We start from the raw sequence: 20,561 nt of genomic DNA on the forward strand, positions 1-20,561 counted from the left end.
CGATCAGGTCGCGACCGGATGGTCCTGCAGCGCGTGGGCCAGTGCCGCTTCCAGTTCCCGGGTCAGGTAAGGCTTCACCAGCACCACGCCGGCGTGGAACGCCTCGGGCAACTCGTGCGGTGCCATGCCGGTGGCCACCACGAACGGCAGCCCCTGCGCGGCCAGCCGTTCGGCGACCGGGTCACTGGTTTCGTGGTGGGCCAGGCGGTAATCCAGCAGGACGATCTGCGGCGAGGCCGTGTCCACCAGGTGCAGCGCGTCGGCCACCGTCGCCGCGGTACCGACCACGACCGCGCCCGATTGCGTCAACTGCATTTCCAGCAGCGTTGCGCTCATCTCGTCGTTTTCGACCACGAGTATCCGCAGGCCCTGCAGCGCGTTCATCCCGTTTCCCTGTATGGTTCAGCGCTGTCAGTATAGCGTCGCGTCCCGATGAAGGCCCGGGCACGGGTGAACGGTTCAGGCCTCCCCAATCCGCCCGGGTTTGTATACACTACTCGGCCAGCCAGCCGAAGTGGCGGAATCGGTAGACGCAGCGGACTCAAAATCCGCCGCCCTTAAAAGCGTGTGGGTTCGAGTCCCACCTTCGGCACCATGGAATGCAAAAGGCCAGATCCTGCGATCTGGCCTTTTTGTTTCTGCCGTCCGGCTACACCAGCCGCAGCACTGGCGCCCCACCCGGCCCGCCGGACTGCGCCGCCTGTCGCAGCGCCTGGGTCACGGCGCCATCAACCCGGAAGGCGGCCACGGTCTGCAGCAACTGCGTAGCCTGGTCTTCCATGCTGCGCGCGGCCGCAGAGGCTTCTTCCACCAGGGCAGCGTTCTGCTGGGTGCTCTGGTCGATGTGCTCCACCGCCTGGTTGATCTGCACGATGCCGTCGCTCTGCTGCTGCGCGCCGATGCTGATCCGCGCGATCAGTTCATCCACGCGCCGCACGCTGGCCACGATCTCTTCCATGGTGCGCCCCGCACTTTCGACCTGGGCGGTGCCGGTGCCCACGCGGTCGACCGAGTCGTCGATCAGTTGCTTGATTTCCTTGGCCGCACCCGCCGACCGCTGCGACAGCGAGCGGATTTCCGCAGCCACCACGGCGAAGCCGCGCCCGTGCTCGCCGGCACGTGCCGCCTCCACCGCTGCGTTCAAGGCCAGGATGTTGGTCTGGAAGGCGATGCCGTCGATCACGCCGATGATATCGACGATGCGGCGCGACGACGCGTTGATCAATGCCATGGTGGCGACCACGTCATTGACCACCCTGCCCCCCTGCGCCGCCACGTCCACCGCACCACCGGCCAGCTGGCTGGCCTGGCGCGCGTTGTCGGCGCTCTGCAGCACCGTGCTGGTGAGGCCCTGCAGCGACACGGCGGTTTCCTCCAGCGACGCGGCCTGCTGCTCGGTGCGCGCGGACAGGTCGCTGTTGCCCACCGCGATCTCACTGGCGCCCAAGGCAACCGCGTCGGCGGCGACGCGGATCTGGCCGATCATGCTGCCCATGGTCTCGACCATGGCGTTGATGCCTTCGCACAGCGCGGCAATCTGCCCGCTCTTGTCGGCGGTGTCGATGCGCCCGCTGAGGTCGCCGGCCTGCGCCGCACTCACCACGTCGCGGGTCTGCGCGACCGCGGTGGCCAGGGCCTGCGCATCGCGCACCTGGGCGGTGATGTCGGTGGCGTACTTGACCACCTTGAACGGCTTGCCGTTCATGTCGAAGATCGGGTTGTAGGACGCCTGGATCCAGACTTCCCGGCCGCCTTTGCCCAACCGCCGATACTGGCCGGCGTCGAACTCGCCGCGCCCCAGCTTCTGCCAGAACGCCCGATACGCCTCACTGCGTGCATAGTCCGGCTCGGCGAACAGCGAATGGTGCTGCCCACGTACCTCGTCCAGGTCGTAGCCCATCGCGGCCAGGAAATTCGCGTTGGCCGACAGGATGCGACCGTCCAGGCTGAACTCGATCACCGCCTGCGAGGTATTGATCGCGGCCAGCTGGCCGGCGAAATCGGCGGCCTGCATCTGCTGCGCGGTGATGTCGGTGGCGAATTTCACCACTTTCACCGGGCGGCCGGTGCTGTCGAACACGGGATTGTACGAGGCCTGTATCCAGATCTCGCGCCCGCCCTTTCCCACCCGACGATACTGCCCGGCGTCGAACTCGCCGCGCCCCAGGCGCGCCCAGAACTCGCGGTACGTGGCCGTGCGCGCGTGTTCGGGATCGACGAACATCGAGTGGTGACGACCGCGGATCTCCTCAAGCGTGTAGCCCAGCGTCTGCAGGAAGTTCGCATTGGCCTGGAGAATGGTGCCGTCCAGGTCGAACTCGATCACTGCCTGGACCCGGTGCAGCGCGGCCACCTGGGCTTCCAGCTCTGCATTGCGCTCGGCCAGCGCCATGCTGGCCTGGCGGGAGGCGCGCGGCGCGAAGGCCAGCGCACCCAGCGAACGCAGGAGGGAGGTGGTTGCGGAATCGCTGCTGCGAGCGGCCGGGTGCCGGTGCGATACAAGCCGGTGACGTCCAGCCCGTCGACCTGCGCCGCCTGCTGCAGCAGCAGCCGCTCGGCCAGGTCGATCGCCAGGAAGCGGGCCGGCACCCGGGTAAAACCCTGCAGCTCCACCCGTGGCGCCAACCAGGTGAAGCAGTCCTCGCCCAGCCGCTGCCCGTCCAGCTCGGTATGGCTCCCCGGCAGCGACAGGTACACGCCGAAATGTGCCGGGTGGGGCGCGCCGCGGTACAACACCGGTGCGCCGTCGACGCCGTGCAGCAGGGTGACGTCACCCAGCTCCAGTGCATTCAACATCCAGGCGCCATCGCCGTGACCGGTGACCCGCATCTCGCCGTCGATTCCCTTGACAGAATTTGAATATGTTTCGAAGTCAGGGAAAATCAAGGCAGGCATGCGTTCCGGGGGGGGCGTTGAGATAATCAGGAAACCATCGCGGTCAGCGATCGTCCTGAGCCTCGCGGTGCGGGCGGGGCTTACTCTACGGCACGTGAAGACAGCGGTGCACAGCTGAAGGTCATGGCGGATTCTGCTGAATCTGGCCAACTTTACGTAGCGATCTGGAAACTCAAGACGTAAGAATTGGCCGCCTCGCGACGGGGTGCCGGGCGGTGGGGACTGCCCGGCATCCTGTCGCAGGATCTGCATGCCGACGCTATTGTGGATCGCGCGATAGTTTCCACGAACCATACTGGCTCGAATCTCGCCGGCGCATTATCGACAGTATTTACGTACCCAGTCCCACCCGGGTTCGGTCATTTACTGGAGCGCGCCACCGCAGTGGCTGCGGGAAGGTATCGACCCGGGAGCCTCACGCTTGAGATGCCGCCGGCGATGCCATGCTGACCGGTTCAGCCCGGGCCGCCCTCGCTGGTCTCGCTGTCGCCGTCCGTGTCGCCCAGGTCCAGGGGATCGGGCCCGCCGTGCACCGGTGCTTCCACCTGCACGTTGTTCCTGCCCTGGGCCTTGGCCCGATAGCACTGTGCGTCAGCCGCCGCCACCGCAGCGTCCACGCTCATGCCGCCATGCAGGGCGGCAATGCCGATGCTGGCCTGCACGGCCAGCCGGTCCACGCTCCACGGCACGCTCAGCGCGCGCACCGATTCCAGCAGGTCGCTGGCGATCCGGCGCGCGCGCCGCAGCGAACAGCCGGCCAGGATCACCGCGAATTCGTCGCCCCCCAGGCGCGCCACCACGTCCGAATCGCGCACGCCGTTGCGCAGCACGTTGGCCACCGCCCACAGCATGGCGTCGCCGGCGAGGTGGCCATGGTTGTCATTGATCGGCTTGAAGTTGTCCAGGTCGATGAACATCAGCGACGCCGATTGCCCGGTGCGTGCCACCCGGGTGATGGCCGCCTGCAGATGCGCCTCGAATCCGCGCCGGTTGCTCAACTCGGTCAGCGGATCCATCTCGGCCAGGTGCCGCGCTTCACGCTGGCGTGCCCGCTGCTGGGTGACATCGCGGATCACCCAGACCGCCCCATTGACCTGGCCATCGACGTCCTGCAGCCAGGCGCGGGTCACGTCGACCGGCAACAGGCGGGCGCCTACCGACAGCAGCAGGTCCGAATGCAGGTCCACCGCGTTGCTGTCCGGGTCCATCAGCACCGCCAGGTCCAGCGGCGAACGCGGCGCGTATTCGGTGGTGAGCTCCATCACTTCCTGGACCTGGCTGCCGGTCAACGGGGTCGCGCCCTCCCCGGCCAGCGCGCGGGTGGCCGCCGCGTTGGCGTACTGCACCCGGCCGTCCAAGTCGAGCGTGAGCACCATGTCGGCCACCGCATCCAGGGTGACCCGGGTACGCTGCTCGGAGTCGCGCAGCTGTTGCCCGCTGAGCCGCTGCGCGGTGACGTCCTGGATCTGCGACACGAAATGCAGCGGCTCGCCGTGCGGCGCGCGTACCAGCGACACCGACAAGCGTCCCCACACCACCCGCCCTCCCTTGCCCAGGTAACGCTTGTCCATGTGGTAATGGTCGCGGCGGCCGGCCAGCAGGTCGCCGACCAGGGCCAGGTCGGCATGCAGGTCATCGGCATGGGTCAGGGTCTGGAAGTCGATGTCCAGCAGTTCGGCACGGGTGTAGCCGAGGATGCCGCAGAGCGCGTCGTTGACGTCCAGCCAGCGCCCCTCCAGCGATACCAGGGCCATGCCGAGCGCCGCGGAGTTGAAGGCGCCGGCGAACTTTTCCGCCGCCACGAAGGCCTGCTCGCGCACTTCCAGCAACGGGGTGATGTCCACCGCCATGCCGACGTAGCCCATGCGCTGGCCCGTGCCGGAATCCAAAGGACTGATCGACAGCCGCACCTGGCGGTGCTCGCCGTCCTTGCGCACGAAGGTCCACTGGTGCGACCAGGTACCATGCGCGGCCTGCGCGGTCAGCGCCTCGAACACGGTGGGCGCGCGGCCGTCGGCATCGGCCAGCGGGCGCAGGAAATCCTGCATCTCCAGCACGTCATGGAACAGCGCCGGGTTGACCTGGCCGATCACCTCTTCGGGGCGGTAGCCCAGCAGCTTCTGGGCGCCGGTATTGAACAGATTGACCACGCCGTGGGGGTCGGTGGCGATGACCGCCACCTCATCCGACGCATCGACCACCGCCTGCAGGCGCTGGCGCATGTCCGCCGCATCCTCGCGGGCGTTCTGCAGGTCGCTGACGTCGGCGTGCGCGCCGGCCATGCGCAGCGCCTGGCCCTGCGCGTCCCATTCGTAGACGCGCCCGCGGTCCTGCACCCAGATCCAGCGCCCCTGCTTGTGCCGCATCCGGCACAGGCTGTCGTAGTGCGGCGAACGCCCCTCCAGATGCTCGCGCAGCAGCGCGTTGGAGCGGGCCAGGTCGTCGGGATGGACCAGCAGCAGGAAGGTGTCCGAGGTGATCGGCGCCAGTTCCTCGCGGGTATAGCCCACGATCTGCGCCCAGCGCTCGTTGACCCGCATCTGGCCGGTCTGGCAGTTCCACTCCCAGGTGCCCATCGCGGTGCCGTCGATGATCATTTCCAGGCGGCGGTGCTGCTCGGTCATCTCGCGCAGGGCACGCGCAAGCGCGACGCTGCCATCACTGGCACCGTCGTCCTGGCCCGGACCGCGTTCCCCTGCCTGATGTTCTGTCATCCAGCCTCCCGCCGCCGGTACAGCGTACCGGCATTCAACGGGAAACGGGGTCAAGCCATCGTCAACCCGGGTCGGAGCGCGGCCTCAGCCGCCGCGCTTGGCCCGCGCGAACGCGTCGGCCAGCGCATTGTTGGCAGGCGGCGCGCTGCTGCCCGGTCGCGGCCCGGTTCCTGCGCCGCGACCGCCGGAACGGCCGGCGCCCCCGTCGCGCCGACCTGCACCGGCCGGGCGCGGGTCGCGCTCGCCGGGTGCCTTGGCCGGTACCGGGGTCTCGTCCAGGCGCCGGGTCAGCGCGATGCGCTTGCGCGCCACGTCCACCTCCAGCACTTTCACCTTGACGATGTCGCCCGCCTTGACCACGTCACGCGGATCCTTGACGTAGGTGTCCGAGAGCGCCGAGATGTGGATCAGCCCGTCCTGGTGCACGCCGATGTCGACGAACGCGCCAAAGGCGGCCACGTTGCTGACCACCCCTTCCAGGATCATGCCGGGCACCAGGTCCTTGATCTCCTCCACGCCGTCGGCGAACCGCGCCGCCTTGAACTCCGGGCGCGGATCGCGACCGGGCTTCTCCAGCTCCTTCAGGATGTCGCGCACGGTCGGCACGCCGAAGGTGGCGTCGGTGAACTGTTCGGGCTTGAGCCCGCGCAGGAAGCTGCCGTCGCCGATCAGCGCCTTGATCGGGCGTTCGGTGGCGGCCACGATCCGCTCCACCACCGGATAGGCTTCCGGGTGCACCGACGAGGCATCCAGCGGCTGGTCGCCGTCGGCGATGCGCAGGAAGCCTGCACACTGTTCAAAGGTTTTCTCGCCCAGCCGCGGCACCTTGAGCAGGTCCTTGCGACGCTTGAACGGACCGTTTTCATCGCGATGGCGGACGATGTTCTCGGCCACGGTCGAGGACAGGCCCGATACCCGCGACAGCAGTGCCGCCGAAGCGGTGTTGACGTGCACGCCGACCGCGTTGACGCAGTCTTCCACCCGTGCGTCCAGCGCGCGCGCCAGGCGGTACTGGTCCACGTCATGCTGGTACTGGCCCACGCCGATGGCCTTGGGTTCGATCTTGACCAGTTCGGCCAGCGGGTCCTGCAGGCGCCGTGCGATCGACACCGCGCCGCGGATCGACACGTCCAGGTCCGGGAATTCCTTCGCCGCGAATTCGGACGCCGAATACACCGACGCGCCGGCTTCGCTCACCACGATCTTCTGCAGCGTCGTTTCGCCCAGCGCCTTGATCACCTCGCCGGCCAGCTTGTCGGTTTCGCGGCTGGCGGTACCGTTGCCGATCGCGATCAACTCCACGTTGTGCTTCATGCACAGGTGTTTGATGGTCTGCAGCGACTGCTCCCACTGGCGACGCGGCTCATGCGGGTAGATGGTTTCGGTAGCCACCAGCTTGCCGGTGGTGTCGACCACGGCGATCTTGCAGCCGGTGCGGATGCCCGGGTCGAGGCCGAGCACGGTCTTGGGCCCGGCCGGCGCGGCCAGCATCAGGTCCTTCAGGTTGTCGCCGAACACGGTGATCGCCTCGGCCTCGGCCTTTTCACGGGCCTGGTTGAACAGGTCCAGCAGCAGGTGCATGTGCAGCTTGGCGCGCCAGGTCAGGCGGCAGGCGTCGAGCAGCCAGCGGTCGCCGGGGCGCCCGGCGTCGCGGATGCCGGCCTTGAACGCCACCCGGCCCTCGGCGTACACGTGGCCGGCTTCGGCATCGGCACCCGGGTCCAGTTCGAGGAACAGGATGTCCTCGCGCCGCGCGCGGAACAGCGCCAGCAGACGGTGCGAGGGGATCTTCGCCAGCGACTCGGCGTGTTCGAAATAGTCGCGGTACTTGGCGCCCTGCTCTTCCTTGCCCTCGGCCACGCGCGCACGGATCACGCCGTGCTCGCCCAGCCAGGCACGCAGTTCGCCGACCAGCGCCGCGTCCTCGCCCCAGCGCTCCATCAGGATCGCACGCGCCCCTTCCAGGGCCGCTTTCGTGTCGGCCACGCCCTTGTCGGTGTCCACGAAACCGGCCGCGAAGGTCTGCGGGTCCAGCCCCGGGTCGGCCAGCAGGCCATCGGCCAGCGGTTCCAGGCCTGCTTCCCGGGCGATCTGGGCACGGGTGCGGCGCTTGGGCTTGTACGGCAGGTAGAGGTCTTCCAGGCGCGACTTGGTGTCGGCGCCGAGGATGTCGTTGCGCAGCTCGTCGCTGAGCTTGCCTTGCTCGTCGATGCTGGCCAGCACGGCGGCGCGGCGTTCTTCCAGTTCGCGCAGATAGGTCAGGCGGGTTTCCAGGTTGCGCAGCTGGGTGTCGTCCAGCCCGCCGGTGACTTCCTTGCGGTAGCGCGCGATGAACGGCACGCTGGCGCCTTCATCGAGCAGCGCGATGGCCGCGTGCGCCTGCGCGGGCTGGGCACCGATCTCAGCGGCGATGGTCTGTGCGATCTGCTGGGCGAGCTTGAGGTCTGGCATTGCGTCCGGCCGAAGCCACTATGCGGAAAACACCGATTGTGGCAACGCATCGCGGCGGGGGAAAGCCGTTGACATTCCCGAAAACCGCGCATGCCGACCAACGGTCGGCCTCTACCCGTGCTCTCCCAGGCAGGTACCGACCGTTGGTCGGTACGAACTACCGGTAATGCCGTGCCGCGCGCGCCCTGACCACCTCGTCCTGCAACGACTCCAGCGCCATCACCCGGACCCTGCCCAGGCCCTGCAGTTCCATGAACCGCTCGGTGTAGATCTCCGGACCCAGGTCGGTTTCAGCCTGCAGCTTGCTGAATCCGTGCGGCACCAGGCCCTTGTCGCCATCCTTGCTACCACCGACATACAGAACGATCGCCATGTGATGTATTCCTCCAGAAGCGTCACGCATTTCCCACCGGTTGCAGCTTAGCGCCCCGCACCTGACTGCCGCGTCAGAGGCTAATGACCGTTGCTTTCATGCAGATGACGTCCGGTTGGCCACCAGCCGCGGCCGTGCAGCGCATACAGGTCGGCCGCGCGCTCGAACGGGTTGGCAGCGCTGACCCCGCCGCACAGCAGGTACACCGGCAGGTAGAACGGCCCCAGCACCAGGTACTGGAAGACGTGGGCGCGTTCGTGGTCGTGCAGCGAAATCACCGGCTCGCTGCACTGCCCGGCCTGGTGCGCGTAGGTGCGGCACGGCACCTCCAGCTGCGGGCCGGTGTGCAGGATCACATTGCCCAGGGTGATCGCCCCACCCGGGCCCCACGGGTACTCGCGGAACACCAGCGCGCAGTCGCCCCGGCGCCAGTAGGGGCGCGCACCCGCCAGCATCCCGGCCAGTCCGCCCAGCAGGCCGACCAGGGTGTTGGGCGCGGTCCAGAGCGCGCCCAGCCCCTGCAGCGCGCGCAGGGCCGGTCGCGGCAGGCTCAATCGGCCTCGTTGGGGATCAGCAGCCACAGCACCAGGTACACCAGGATGCCGGGGAAGGCCGCCGAGGCCAGCGACACCAGCACGAACAGGACCCGCAGCAGGGTCGGGCTCCAGCCGAAACGGTGGGCGATTCCGCCCATCACCCCGGCGATCATGCGGTCGTTGAGCGAACGCGACAGCGTGCGGGGGGCGGTAGTGTTCATGGCGAGATCCTCCAACGGTGATCGGGATGACGGTAACGCAGCCGGTGTGCAGCCCATGCGTTGAACCCGGCCTTCAGCGCCGCTCAGCCAGCCATGCCGCAATGGTGCCGGGCACCTCGCGCTGGGCGCGCCCGGACACGTAGATGCCGATATGGCCGCCGCGGAAGCTGCTTTCGGTGTAATCGCCGCTGCCGATCCGCCCACGCATCGCGCGCGACGCGTCCGGCGGCACCAGGTGATCCTGTTCGGCATAGATGTTCAGCACCGGCAGCGTGACCTGGCGCAGGTCCACCTGCTCCTCGCCGATCCGCACCCCGTCGTGCATCAGCCCGTTGCCCTGGTAGAACTGCTTGATGAAGTCGCGGAAGGCTTCACCGGCCAGGTCGGGCGAATCGAAGATCCACTTCTCCATGCGCAGGAAATCCTGCAGCGCGGCCTTGTCGTCGAGGATGTCGAGCAGGCCGACATACTTTTGGATGTTGAGCCGGAACGGCTTGAGCATCAGGTAACTGGCATTCATCAGGTCGGCCGGGATGTTGCCGAGCGTGTCCACCAGCAGGTCCACGTCCACCTGCCGCGCCCAGTGCGACAGCATGTTGTCCGGGGTATGGAAATCGACCGGGGTGACCATGGTGATCAGGTTGGCCAGCTTGTGCTGGCGCAGGGCCGCATAGCACAGTGCGAACACACCGCCCTGGCAGATCCCGAGCATGTTGACCGGCGCGCCGTCGTTGGCGGCCAGCAGGTGGTCCACCGCGCCGTCGACGAACCGCAGCAGGTAGTCCTCCAGGGTCTGGTAACGCTCGGAACGGTGGGGGTAGCCCCAATCCAGCACGTAGACGTCCTGGCCCAGCGCCAGCAGTCGCTGCACCAGCGAACGGTCGGCCTGCAGGTCGACCATGTAGGGCCGGTTCACCAGGGCGTAGACGATCAGCAGCGGGGTGCGCTGGACCGGCGCCTGTTCGCCGACGAAGCGGTACAGGGTGACCTTGCCGTCGCGCCAGACTTCCTCGCGCTGGGTCGCGCCGTAATCCACGTCCTCCACCGAGGGCAGCAGCTTCAACCCGTCCATCAGCTTGCGCTGCATCGACAGGGTTTCCTGCAGCAGGTCTTCGGCATTGAAGCCCAGTGGCCCCTTCACGGCGCCGCCTTGCGCGCGCGCGGCCTGGCGGCTGGCTTCGCTGCCGGTGTCTTTGCCGCCTTCTTCGCGGCCTTCTTCACCGGCCTGGCCGCTGCCGGCGCCGGTGCCGGTGCCGGCCCGGCCGCAGCAGCCAAGCGCCGCACCAGCCGCTCCAGCTCGGTGATGCGCCGGTGCGCGGCATCCATTTCGGTCCGGGTCGGCAGGCCGACCGCCTCGCACAGCCGCTCGACCTCCTGCTGGGCACCCGCGCGGACGCGCATCTGCGCATTGCCCAGCGACGCATACACCTGCTGGAACGGCTCGGACAGGGCGACCTTGGCGTAGGCGTCCTCAGCCGCCTCGATCCACAGGTCGAACAGCGCGCGCGCACTGGTCAGCTGGTTACCCGGTTGTTCGTGTTCGGCCAGGCGCTGCTCGAACAGCGCGAAGGCGTCGTCCAGCGCCTGCTTGATCTGGTCCACGTAGTCGCCGGCGTGGCCCTGGAATTCCTGCTGGGCGCGCAGCAGCGCCTGCCAGCGCGCCTGATGCTCACGACCAGGACCGAACGCCGGGCTCTGCAGCCACGGGCCGAGTTCCTGCTGCAGGCGCTCCAGCAGCCCGAGCAGGTCCGGCCCACCGGGCTGGGTGTGGCCGCGCGCGCCCTGCAGCATCCATTTGAGAAGACCGTCGCCCTGCCCTTCAACGGCTTCGCGCCAGGCCTGGGCGATGTCGGCACTGCTGGCATCCTGGCCCGCAAAACGAGCCGCCACCTGCTGCATGGTGCCGTACCAGCCGCCGGCCTGTTCGCGGAAGCGGTGCACCGCGTCTTCCGACTGGCGATTGCCGGGGGCGGACATCAGCTGCGCCCAGCCTTCGATGGTCTGCTGCCAGCTGCCCGGCGCGGCGCCGTCGCCGGCCCCCGGAACCGCCGCATGGCGCAGCGCATCGCCCCAGGCGCTGAAGTACTGCCGCGCCAGCGCCTCGAAGTCGCCGGCGTCATGGCCGCTGCCGGCGGTGCTCACAGGACGGCTCCAGGGCGACGGGACAGCGACGGCAGCATGGTCGGGCTCCGGCTCACGGCTTGGGAATGCGCAGGGTCTTGCTGATCATCAGCGACCCGGACAGGGCGAACAGCAGCACCAGCGGGTGCAGCTGCCACGGGCCCAGCTGCCAGCGTCCCAGCCACAGCTCATGGCCGATCGCGCCCATGCTGGCGGCGACCGCCAGTACCACCACCAGCGCCAGGCTGGTCGGAATCGGGGTGCCTTCAAAGTACGGCACCTTGTCGCCCTCGCCTGCCAGCGCCTCGGCGGTCACGTTGTAACGGGCCAAGCGGCTGACCCCGCAGCACACGAAATAGCTGAGCACCAGCCAGTCCCATCCCCCCTGCATGCCGCAGGCATACGCAAGCGAGGCCGGGGCCACGCCGAAGGAGATCACGTCCGACAGCGAATCCAGCTCGCGGCCCAGGGTCGAACTGGACTTGCGCCAGCGCGCGATGCGCCCGTCCAGGGCGTCGAAGATGAAGGCCAGCGGGATCAACGCCATGCCGAACAGCAGGTAGCTGCGCTCGCCATCCTGCAGGAAGCGCATGGCCGCGAAGACCGCGCCGGTGCCGCAGAACGCATTGGCCAGGGTGAACCAGTCGGCCAGCTGGAATTCGCGCAGCATCGTGAAGTGACGTTTCATGGAGGCTCGGATGACGACAATGCAGGAAGAGTACCGCGAGCGGGCCAAACCGCGACAGCCTTCACGCTCCGGTCGGCGTTCGCGCAGCCCTCACGCCGCGTCGACCTGCGGTGAATTTTTCGCCACCCATCTTGACAGCAAGGGGTGCTGGTCGATGCCGGGGCTTATCCACAAACTTACGCACCGGTCATCCACACCCCCTGTGGATAACGCGGCACATCCCTACAGACGGGTATACGACCACCCCTGCATGGCGCCATCGCGGTAGGGCATGACCCCGTGGAACGGACGCGGGTCGGCATCGAACACCAGCGGCAGGAACTGGCGGTCGCCCTCCCACAGTGGCAGGGTTTCCAGCTTGTCCACGTCCACCCATTCCAGGGTGCCTTCCGGGTTGGAGGTCAGCGGCGTGCCGGTGAAATCGTCGATGACGAACACGAACCCGAACCAGTCTTCGCCAGCCCTGCCGAACCCCGGCCAGCTGATCGTGCCGCGCATCCGCATGCGCCCGCACTCGATGCCGGCCTCTTCCAGGATCTCGCGGCGCATGCCGGCGGCCACGTCTTCATCGCGCTCGACCTTGCCGCCCAGGCCGTTGTATTTGCCCAGGTGCTGGTCGCCGGGCCGCGCGTTGCGGTGGATCATCAGGGCCTGGCGGCCATCGGGCGACAGCACGTAGCCCAGCGTGGCTACGATCGGGGTATAGGGCATGGGTCAGCTGGCAAGTTGGGTGCGGCGGGCATCGGAGGGTGCGGGCGCGGCGTCGCCATCGCGGCGCAGTGTGGCCACGCCGTGGCCGCGCTCGGCCAGGTATTCCAGCCATTTGCCCAGGAAGGTGTTCATGCGCATGCGGTGGCTGATCAGCTCGGCCGGCGGCGGGTACATCCCCACCACGTCCTGCCAGCGCCGGCCGACATAGCAATGGGTGGTCTCGGCCTGGCGGGCGTCACGGTACAGGCGCACATACGCCGAGGGGTCGGGCTGCCCGGTGACCGGGTCGGCGAAATCGTAGGTCAGGCGCAGCTCGACCGTGTAGCGATGGCATTCGATCACATCCAGGCGCACGTCCAGGCCATCGCCCACCGACGATACATAGCTGCCGGCGGCCAGGTCGGCCGGTTCGAACAACCGCACCAGATGGCGATAGTTCTCCGCGTACAGACCCATCAGCCAGCTGAGCCGACTGAGCCGGGGGATACGTTCGATGCGGGGCGATGCCTGGGCCATGAATCCGATCCTACACGTTGGTAGGACACAGGTGGGGACGCCGCAGGCGGACCGGTAGGTCACGACCGTTGGTCGTGACGCCTTCCGTTAATACAACTCGCGCCGCAATCCCAGCGTGGTCAACACCTTGCTCGAGATCTCCTCGATCGAGGTATGGGTGGTGCTCAGGGTCGCAATGCGCTCCATGCGGAACATGGTCTCGGCCGCCGCCACCTCGCGGCGGCAGGTCTCCAGGTTGGCATAGCGCGAATTGGGGCGACGCTCCTGGCGGATCTGCTGCAGCCGGTCCGGGTCGATGGTCAGGCCGAACAGCTTGTTGCGGTAAGGGCGCAGGCGGGGCGGCAGGCGATCGTGCTCCAGGTCCTCGTCGGTCAGTGGGTAGTTGGCCGCGCGGACCCCGTAATGCAGGGCCAGGTAGATGCAGGTCGGGGTCTTGCCGGCCCGCGATACCGCTACCAGGATCACGTCGGCGTCGTCGTAGTTGATGGCGATCCCGTCGTCATGGGTCAGCGCGAAGTTCATCGCGTTGATGCGCCGGTGGTAGGTCTCGAAGTCCACCATGCCATGCGCCTGGCCCACCCGGGAATGCCGGTTGACGGCCAGTTCGCGCTCCAGCGGCTCGATGAAGGGGGCGAACACGTCCAGCATCAACCCGCCGCTTTCGGCCAGGATCATGCTCAGTCCGCTGTCCACGCAGGAACTGACCACGATCGGCCGGACCTGGTAGCGCTCGCCCGCCGCGCGGATCCGTTCACAGGCTTCGCGCGCCTTTTCCGGGTCGTCGATGAACGACATGCGGTCGGTAATGAAGCTGAACCCGGAGAACTGGGTGAGCAGGCTATGCCCAATGGTTTCAGCGGTGATACCGGTTCCATCGGATACGTAGAAGACCGGACGGATCGTCGACATACGGCTTTTAACCCCTCTGAAGCTTAAAAAGGCCGACGATACAAGCTTGTGCCGACGGCGGTCTGCCCGGCATCATATCGGCTTCTTCCTACGGACGTGGCCATTAAGCCCGCCTCGGGCGATGGCCAAACGGAGCATCGCGCTTGAACGAGAATATCCTGTGGTTGCACGAACTGCGCTTGGCCGACCTGGCCCGCGTAGGCGGCAAGAATTCGTCGCTGGGCGAAATGATCGGCAATCTTGCCGGGCTGGGGGTGTCCGTCCCCGGCGGTTATGCGACCACCGCTGAAGCCTTCAAGGACTTCATCGCGCATAACGATCTTTCCAAGCGCATTTTCGACAAGCTGGCCACGCTGGACGTGGAAGATGTGGCCGCGCTCACCGCCGCCGGCAAGGAAATCCGCGGCTGGGTGATCGACGCGCCGCTGCAGCCGCAGCTGGACCAGGACATCCGCAGCGCCTACCGGCAGCTGTGCGACGAGAACGGCGGCGGCGACGTGGCCGTGGCCGTGCGCTCCTCGGCCACCGCGGAAGACCTGCCCGATGCCTCCTTCGCCGGCCAGCAGGAAACCTTCCTCAACGTGACCGGTGCCGACGATGTCGTGCACAAGGTCAAGGAAGTGTTCGCCTCGCTGTACAACGACCGTGCCATCGCCTACCGCGTGCACCATGGTTTCAAGCACGAAGACGTGTTCCTGTCCTCCGGCGTGCAGCTGATGGTGCGCTCGGGCGTGGGGTCGTCGGGCGTGCTGTTCACCCTGGACACCGAATCGGGCTTCCGCGACGTGGTCTTCGTGACCTCCAGCTTCGGCCTGGGCGAAATGGTCGTGCAGGGTGCGGTCAACCCCGACGAGTTCTACGTGTACAAGCCCACGCTCAATGCGGGCAAGCCGGCCATCCTGCGTCGCTCGCTGGGCAGCAAGGCGATCCGCATGGTGTATTCGGACGTGCCCGGTGAGCGCGTGCGCATCGAAGACACCCCGGTGGAGATCCGCAACACCTTCTCGATCAGCGACGAGGATGTGCAGGAGCTGTCGAAGCAGGCGCTGATCATCGAAAAGCATTACGGCCGCCCGATGGATATCGAGTGGGCCAAGGACGGCGTGAGCGGCAAGCTGTTCATCGTGCAGGCGCGTCCGGAAACGGTGAAGTCGCGGGGCCATGCCACGCAGATCGAGCGCTTCGCGCTGAACCAGAAGGACGGCAAGGTGCTGGCCGAGGGCCGCGCGGTGGGTGCCAAGATCGGTGCCGGCGTGGCCCGCGTGGTCAAGTCGCTGGACGACATGGCGCGCGTGCAGCCGGGCGACGTGCTGATCGCCGACATGACCGACCCCGATTGGGAGCCGGTGATGAAGCGCGCTTCGGCCATCGTCACCAACCGCGGTGGCCGTACCTGCCACGCGGCGATCATCGCGCGTGAGCTGGGCGTGCCGGCCGTGGTCGGCTCGGGCAACGCCACCCAGGTGCTGCAGGACGGCCAGGAAGTGACGGTCAGCTGCGCCGAGGGCGACACCGGCTTCATCTACGAAGGCAAGCTGGACTTCGAACGCACCACCACGGACCTGGGCAACATGCCGCCTGCGCCGCTGAAGATCATGATGAACGTGGCCAACCCGGAACGTGCCTTCGACTTCGGCCAGCTGCCGAACGCCGGCATCGGCCTGGCCCGCCTGGAGATGATCATTGCCAGCCACATCGGCATCCATCCCAACGCGCTGCTGGAATACGACCGCCAGGATGCGGCCACGAAGAAGAAGATCGACGAGAAGATCGCCGGGTATGCCGATCCGGTCAGCTTCTACGTCAACCGCCTGGCCGAAGGCATCGCCACGCTGACCGCGTCGGTGGCGCCGAACCCGGTGATCGTGCGCCTGTCGGACTTCAAGTCCAACGAGTACGCCAACCTGATCGGCGGCAGCAACTACGAGCCGCACGAAGAGAACCCGATGATCGGCTTCCGCGGCGCCAGCCGCTACGTCGACCCGAGCTTCTCGGCCGCCTTCGCGCTGGAATGCAAGGCCGTGCTGCGCGTGCGCAACGAGATGGGCCTGGACAACCTGTGGGTGATGATTCCGTTCGTGCGTACCCTGGAAGAAGGCCGCAAGGTCGTCGAGGTACTGGAGCAGAATGGCCTCAAGCAGGGCGAGAACGGCCTGAAGATCATCATGATGTGCGAGGTGCCGTCCAACGCGCTGCTCGCCGATGAGTTCCTGGACATCTTCGATGGCTTCTCGATCGGTTCGAACGACCTGACCCAGCTGACCCTGGGCCTGGACCGCGATTCGTCGATCGTGGCGCACCTGTTCGACGAACGGAACCCGGCGGTGAAGAAGCTGCTGTCGATGGCGATCAAGGCGGCACGCGCCAAGGGCAAGTACGTCGGCATCTGCGGGCAGGGCCCGTCCGACCATCCGGACCTGGCCGAATGGCTGATGCAGGAAGGCATCGAGTCGGTGTCGTTGAATCCCGACACCGTGGTGGATACCTGGCTGCGGTTGGCCAAGTTGAAGGCCAAGGGCTGATAACGAAAAACCCCGCTTCGGCGGGGTTTTTTGTGTTCGGGCTCCGCGTGACACGCGTGGCGTGTCACTACGCTTCGATTGTTTCGGCGCTGGGGTAATCGGTGAACCCGGGTTCGGCGCCGCCAAAGAACGTCGCCTTGTCAGGGGCGTTCAACGCCAGTCCGTACTGCAGGCGCAGCGGCAGGTCGGGGTTGGCGATGAAGGGACGACCGAAGCCGATCAGGTCGGCCCAGCCGTTGGCCAGCGCTTCCTCGGCGCGCTCGACGGTGTACTTGCCGGCGTAGATCAGGGTGCCGCGGTAGATCATGCGCAGCGCTTCCTTGAATGCCACGGGCATGACCGGGGCGTCTTCCCAGTCGGCTTCGGCGATATGCAGGTAGGCCACGCCGATGCTGTCCAGGATGTGCGCGGCGGCCAGGTAGGTGGCCTGCGGGGTGTCGTCCACGGCGCCCTGCAGGGTAGTCAGCGGGGCCAGGCGCACGCCGACACGGTCGGCGCCCACTTCGGCGGCGACGGCTGCGGCTACTTCGCGCAGGAAGCGCAGGCGGTTCTGCAGCGAACCACCGTAGCCGTCGGTACGCTGGTTGGAACCGGAGTCGATGAACTGATTGATCAGGTAGCCATTGGCGCCGTGCAGTTCCACCCCATCGAAGCCCGCATCCATCGCACGGCGCGCTGCCAGCGCATAATCGCGCACGATCTGCGGGATCTCGGCACTATCCAGGGCGCGGGGCATGGAGTGCTGGACCATTTCCCCCACCCCACCCTGCGGCCCGCTGCCGGCCACGTCGACGAATACCTTGACCCCGTCGGCCTGCAGTGCCGAGGCCGACACCGGTGCGGCGCCATCGGGCTGCAGGGCGACGTGCGAGACCCGGCCCACGTGCCAGAGCTGGGCGAAGATGCGCCCGCCGGCCGCGTGCACCGCGTCGGTGACGCCGCGCCAGCCGGCAACCTGGGCGTCATCGTGGATGCCCGGGGTCCAGGCGTACCCCTGCCCCTGCGGGCTGATCTGGGTGCCTTCGCTGACCATCAGGCCGGCCGAGGCGCGCTGGGCGTAGTACCTGGCCATCATCGGCGTGGCGACGTTGCCGCTGGCCGCGCGGGAGCGGGTCATCGGCGGCATCACGATGCGGTTGGGCAGCGTCAGCGGGCCGAGGCGGTAGGGGGTGAACAGCATGGGGGGAGGTCCTTGGTAAACGACTGTGCCAAGAATGGGGACGACCCGACGCGGCAAAAAGCGCCATGGCGGCAAAACAGTTGTGCCGTGGGTGCAATGATCCGACGCCAGGACCGCCTGGGACACGCAGGGCCTGTCGCTACGGGGTTTGGCCTGCGAGCTGGTTGTACGCGGCGCGGACGGTTTCGTAGCCGTACTGCTTTTCCAGCCGGCGCACGATGAAATGGCCGCGCGCCATGTCCTGGTAGTAGTCGGTGAACATAGTATTGAGGGTGGCGCCGGCGACCGCGCCGATCACCGGCACGGCCTGCGCGGCGAACTTTTCGGTCACCACCACGCCAAAACGGGCCGCGACCTTCTCCACGATCTTGGCCAGCCACTTGCCGGCTTCCTTCGGGGTCAGGCCGATCATCACGCCCCCGCCGCCCACCGCCGCACCGGCCAGTTCGGCCGACAGGTGGCGCATCACCTCGGCGGTGAAGCCCCGGGTGATGTAGTAGCCGGTCTCGCTGGCATCGTCCTGTCCGGAGTTGCCGCCCAGCGCGAACACTTCCAGGCAGGCGTGGCGCGTGCCCATCTCGCTCAGGTCGAAGCCTTCGCTGCGGGCCACGTCGGCGACCGAGCGCATCATGATGGTGGTGGACACCGGCAGTTCCAGGAACAGCGCGGTGAAACCGAAGGCGCCGCCAAGCGCGCCGGTGGCGGCTGCGGCCGCCTTGTGCCAGCGCGTCGAGGCCGCCTTGCCGGGCGTGTTGTCCATGCTCCACAGCGCGGCCTGGGCCGATTTGAACAGCGCCGCCTCGACCGCGCCGTGGATGCGGCGCGACACCACGTCCGGCAGCTTCCGGACCGCGAACTCCAGCGGCGAGCCGACCAGGTTCGCCATCTTGGCGGTCAACGTAGGCGACTCGAGCAGCGCGACGGCCCGCTCGAGGTCGGCCCAGTCCCTGGACGCAGGCGCGATCTTCGCTTCCAGCGGCGGCGGGAGGATCCGGACGATATGGCTCATCACCCGATCATACCCCCGCCCGACGGAACCGGAGGCACCGGTAGCGCCGGCCGTTGGCCGGCCCTCACGAACGTCTCAGCCATGCGACGCCCCTCAGGCCGCCGACAGCCCCGACAGCGCGCCCATGAACTGGCGATAGTGGCGCAGTTCGGCAATCGAGTCGTGCACGTCGCTCAGCGCGGTGTGGCTGGAGGTCTTGCCCACGCCAGCAGCCACCGCAGGGGCCCAGCGCCGCGCCAGTTCCTTGACCGTGGATACGTCCAGGTTGCGGTAATGGAAGTACTTCTCCAGCCGCGGCATTTCACGGTGCAGGAAACGACGGTCCTGGCAGATCGAGTTGCCGCACATCGGCGATGCGCCCGCCTTGATCCACTGCGCCAGGAAGTTCACCGTCTGCGCCTCGGCCTGGGCCAGGGTGACCTGGCTGTCCACCACCCGCTGCCACAGCCCGGAGCGGCGGTGCTGGTTGCGGTTCCACTCGTCCATGGCCTCCAGCCGCTCCACCGGCTGGTGGATGGCCAGTTCCGGGCCTTCGGCCAGCACGTTCAACTGCGCGTCGGTGACCACGGTGGCGATCTCGATGATCGCGTCGTTGTCGGTATCCAGACCGGTCATTTCCAGGTCGATCCAGATCAGTCGTTCGCCTTCGGCGCCGTTGTCGGCCATGTGTTCAAACCTTGTCTACGAGAGGACCATGATATCGCGTAGCGCCAGCCGCCGGCCGGTGTCATGGCAGCAGCAGCGGCGGCTTGCCGCGCTTGGCGCGGAAATAATTGGTCAGGCGGGTCCCCGCGTCCTTGGCCAGCACCCCGCCGTGCACGTCCACGCGATGGTTGTGGCGCGGGTCGCCAAGCAGGTCGAACACACTGCCGCAGGCGCCGGTCTTGGGATCGCTGGCGGCGTAGACCAGCCGCGCCACCCGCGCATGCACCACGGCCATGGCGCACATCGCGCACGGCTCCAGGGTGACATACAGCGTACTGCCCAGCAGCCGATGGTTGGCCAGCGCCCTGCCCGCCTGGCGCATCGCCACGATCTCGGCATGCGCACTGGGGTCGTGGTCGGCGATGTTGAGGTTCCAGCCCTCGCCCAGCACGCTGCCGTCGGCCGCGACCAGCACCGCGCCCACCGGGATCTCGTTGAACTCACGTTCCGCACGTTCGGCAAGGCGCAGCGCCTGGTGCATCCAGTATTCGTCCTGGTCGTGCACCGGCACGCCCAACGGCGGCGGCGCGGGCAGGCGCTCAACCACCGGCGTCGGCCTTGCGCAGAAAGGCCTCGAACGCGGCCAGGGTGGCTTCGCTGACGTGGTGTTCGATGCCCTCGGCATCGCGCCGCGCCGAATCGGCGTCCACCCCCAGCGCCAGCAGGAAGCGCTCCACGGTCTGGTGCCGGGCCCGCATCTCCACCGCCAGCTGCTCACCCGCCGGCGTCAGGAACACCCCCCGGTACGGCCGCTGCACGGCCCAGCCCTCCTTGACCAGCCGCTTGAGCGCCTTGGCGACGGTTGGCTGCGCCACGCCCAGCCGGGTGGCGATATCCACCTGCCGGGCCTCACGGCCGTCGGCGATCAGGTCGGCGATCAATTCCACGTAATCTTCAACCAGCTCCGAGCGCCGCGCCTCGCGCACCTGCACGAACCCTTCGACATGCACCTGGGCATCGATCAGCGGCGTAGACGACTTGCGGAGAGAGGGCGACATACCCCCAGTTTA

The 20,561-nt window shown here is 67.5% G+C and carries 19 protein-coding genes, 1 tRNA gene and 1 pseudogene; 2 read left to right on the top strand and 19 right to left on the bottom strand.

Translation table 11 applies throughout. The features are described 5' to 3' along the window. Window positions 1–3 precede the first annotated feature (3 nt). The gene (locus ACIGII_RS06090; RefSeq protein WP_399634366.1) at window positions 4–384 is read right to left on the bottom strand and encodes a response regulator; all 381 of its coding nucleotides are present in this window, start codon (window positions 382–384) and stop codon (window positions 4–6) included. A gap of 124 nt (window positions 385–508) precedes the next feature. Here ACIGII_RS06090 and ACIGII_RS06095 point away from each other — a divergent pair. Then, window positions 509–595 (top strand) — tRNA-Leu (locus tag ACIGII_RS06095). A 54-nt stretch (window positions 596–649) separates the two neighbouring features. Here the strand turns inward: ACIGII_RS06095 and ACIGII_RS06100 are convergent. The 13 genes from ACIGII_RS06100 to ACIGII_RS06160 form a co-directional block, all read right to left on the bottom strand. Next, the gene (locus ACIGII_RS06100) at window positions 650–2,392 is read right to left on the bottom strand and encodes a methyl-accepting chemotaxis protein (RefSeq protein ID WP_399657445.1); all 1,743 of its coding nucleotides are present in this window, start codon (window positions 2,390–2,392) and stop codon (window positions 650–652) included. Next, window positions 2,323–2,829 (bottom strand): hypothetical protein, encoded by a 507-nt coding sequence (locus ACIGII_RS06105; RefSeq protein WP_399634365.1) that lies wholly within the window; start codon window positions 2,827–2,829, stop codon window positions 2,323–2,325. The genes ACIGII_RS06100 and ACIGII_RS06105 overlap by 70 nt, the downstream gene beginning before the upstream one ends. Window positions 2,830–3,350: 521 nt before the next feature. Further along, window positions 3,351–5,609 carry a PAS domain S-box protein gene (locus ACIGII_RS06110; RefSeq protein WP_399634363.1) on the bottom strand — a complete coding sequence of 753 codons (2,259 nt, stop codon included), beginning with the start codon at window positions 5,607–5,609 and terminating at the stop codon, window positions 3,351–3,353. A gap of 84 nt (window positions 5,610–5,693) precedes the next feature. Then, window positions 5,694–8,060 carry a Tex family protein gene (locus ACIGII_RS06115; RefSeq protein ID WP_399634361.1) on the bottom strand — a complete coding sequence of 789 codons (2,367 nt, stop codon included), beginning with the start codon at window positions 8,058–8,060 and terminating at the stop codon, window positions 5,694–5,696. Window positions 8,061–8,217: 157 nt separating this feature from the next. After that, window positions 8,218–8,433 (bottom strand): hypothetical protein, encoded by a 216-nt coding sequence (locus tag ACIGII_RS06120; protein WP_399634359.1) that lies wholly within the window; start codon window positions 8,431–8,433, stop codon window positions 8,218–8,220. Between the two features lie 80 nt (window positions 8,434–8,513). Then, window positions 8,514–8,987: a hypothetical protein gene (locus tag ACIGII_RS06125; protein WP_399634358.1), complete on the bottom strand. Its 474-nt coding sequence runs from the start codon at window positions 8,985–8,987 to the stop codon at window positions 8,514–8,516. Next, window positions 8,984–9,190, bottom strand: a complete 207-nt coding sequence (locus ACIGII_RS06130; RefSeq protein WP_068852656.1) for a PspC domain-containing protein — start codon at window positions 9,188–9,190, stop codon at window positions 8,984–8,986. Before ACIGII_RS06130 ends, ACIGII_RS06125 begins: the two co-directional genes overlap by 4 nt. 73 nt (window positions 9,191–9,263) lie before the next feature. After that, window positions 9,264–10,331: a class III poly(R)-hydroxyalkanoic acid synthase subunit PhaC gene (gene phaC / locus ACIGII_RS06135; RefSeq protein WP_399634356.1), complete on the bottom strand. Its 1,068-nt coding sequence runs from the start codon at window positions 10,329–10,331 to the stop codon at window positions 9,264–9,266. After that, entirely contained in the window at window positions 10,328–11,332 is a 1,005-nt protein-coding gene (gene phaE, locus ACIGII_RS06140; RefSeq protein WP_399634354.1) for a class III poly(R)-hydroxyalkanoic acid synthase subunit PhaE, read from the bottom strand. The genes phaC and phaE overlap by 4 nt, the downstream gene beginning before the upstream one ends. 52 nt (window positions 11,333–11,384) lie before the next feature. Beyond that, on the bottom strand, window positions 11,385–11,999 hold the full coding sequence (locus tag ACIGII_RS06145; RefSeq protein ID WP_399634353.1) for a CDP-alcohol phosphatidyltransferase family protein: 615 nt from the start codon (window positions 11,997–11,999) through the stop codon (window positions 11,385–11,387). Window positions 12,000–12,221: 222 nt separating this feature from the next. Further along, complete coding sequence (locus tag ACIGII_RS06150; protein WP_399634351.1) at window positions 12,222–12,710, bottom strand: NUDIX hydrolase; 489 nt, start codon at window positions 12,708–12,710, stop codon at window positions 12,222–12,224. A 3-nt stretch (window positions 12,711–12,713) separates the two neighbouring features. Next, window positions 12,714–13,226 (bottom strand): DUF1249 domain-containing protein, encoded by a 513-nt coding sequence (locus tag ACIGII_RS06155; RefSeq protein WP_399634350.1) that lies wholly within the window; start codon window positions 13,224–13,226, stop codon window positions 12,714–12,716. 87 nt (window positions 13,227–13,313) lie between these two features. After that, entirely contained in the window at window positions 13,314–14,135 is an 822-nt protein-coding gene (locus ACIGII_RS06160) for a pyruvate, water dikinase regulatory protein (RefSeq protein ID WP_399634348.1), read from the bottom strand. Between the two features lie 143 nt (window positions 14,136–14,278). On the opposite strand from ACIGII_RS06160, the gene ppsA reads away from it, so the two are divergent. Next, window positions 14,279–16,657: a phosphoenolpyruvate synthase gene (ppsA, locus tag ACIGII_RS06165; protein WP_399657448.1), complete on the top strand. Its 2,379-nt coding sequence runs from the start codon at window positions 14,279–14,281 to the stop codon at window positions 16,655–16,657. Window positions 16,658–16,724: 67 nt separating this feature from the next. Here the strand turns inward: ppsA and ACIGII_RS06170 are convergent, their stop codons facing one another. From ACIGII_RS06170 to mntR, 5 genes and pseudogenes are all read right to left on the bottom strand, one after another. Beyond that, entirely contained in the window at window positions 16,725–17,837 is a 1,113-nt protein-coding gene (locus ACIGII_RS06170) for an alkene reductase (protein WP_399634346.1), read from the bottom strand. Between the two features lie 139 nt (window positions 17,838–17,976). After that, window positions 17,977–18,852, bottom strand: a pseudogene (locus tag ACIGII_RS06175) (EcsC family protein); the annotation flags it as partial. Window positions 18,853–18,939: 87 nt separating this feature from the next. After that, window positions 18,940–19,512, bottom strand: a complete 573-nt coding sequence (gene orn, locus ACIGII_RS06180; protein WP_399634345.1) for an oligoribonuclease — start codon at window positions 19,510–19,512, stop codon at window positions 18,940–18,942. Window positions 19,513–19,573: 61 nt separating this feature from the next. Next, window positions 19,574–20,098 carry a tRNA adenosine(34) deaminase TadA gene (gene tadA / locus ACIGII_RS06185; RefSeq protein WP_399634343.1) on the bottom strand — a complete coding sequence of 175 codons (525 nt, stop codon included), beginning with the start codon at window positions 20,096–20,098 and terminating at the stop codon, window positions 19,574–19,576. Next, a complete protein-coding gene (mntR, locus tag ACIGII_RS06190) occupies window positions 20,091–20,549 on the bottom strand; it encodes a manganese-binding transcriptional regulator MntR (RefSeq protein ID WP_399634341.1) in 459 nt (152 codons plus the stop codon). Before mntR ends, tadA begins: the two co-directional genes overlap by 8 nt. Between the last annotated feature and the right edge of the window lie 12 nt (window positions 20,550–20,561).

It is taken from the genome of Stenotrophomonas sp. NPDC077420 (assembly GCF_044543385.1).
Taxonomy (GTDB): Bacteria; Pseudomonadota; Gammaproteobacteria; order Xanthomonadales; family Xanthomonadaceae; genus Stenotrophomonas.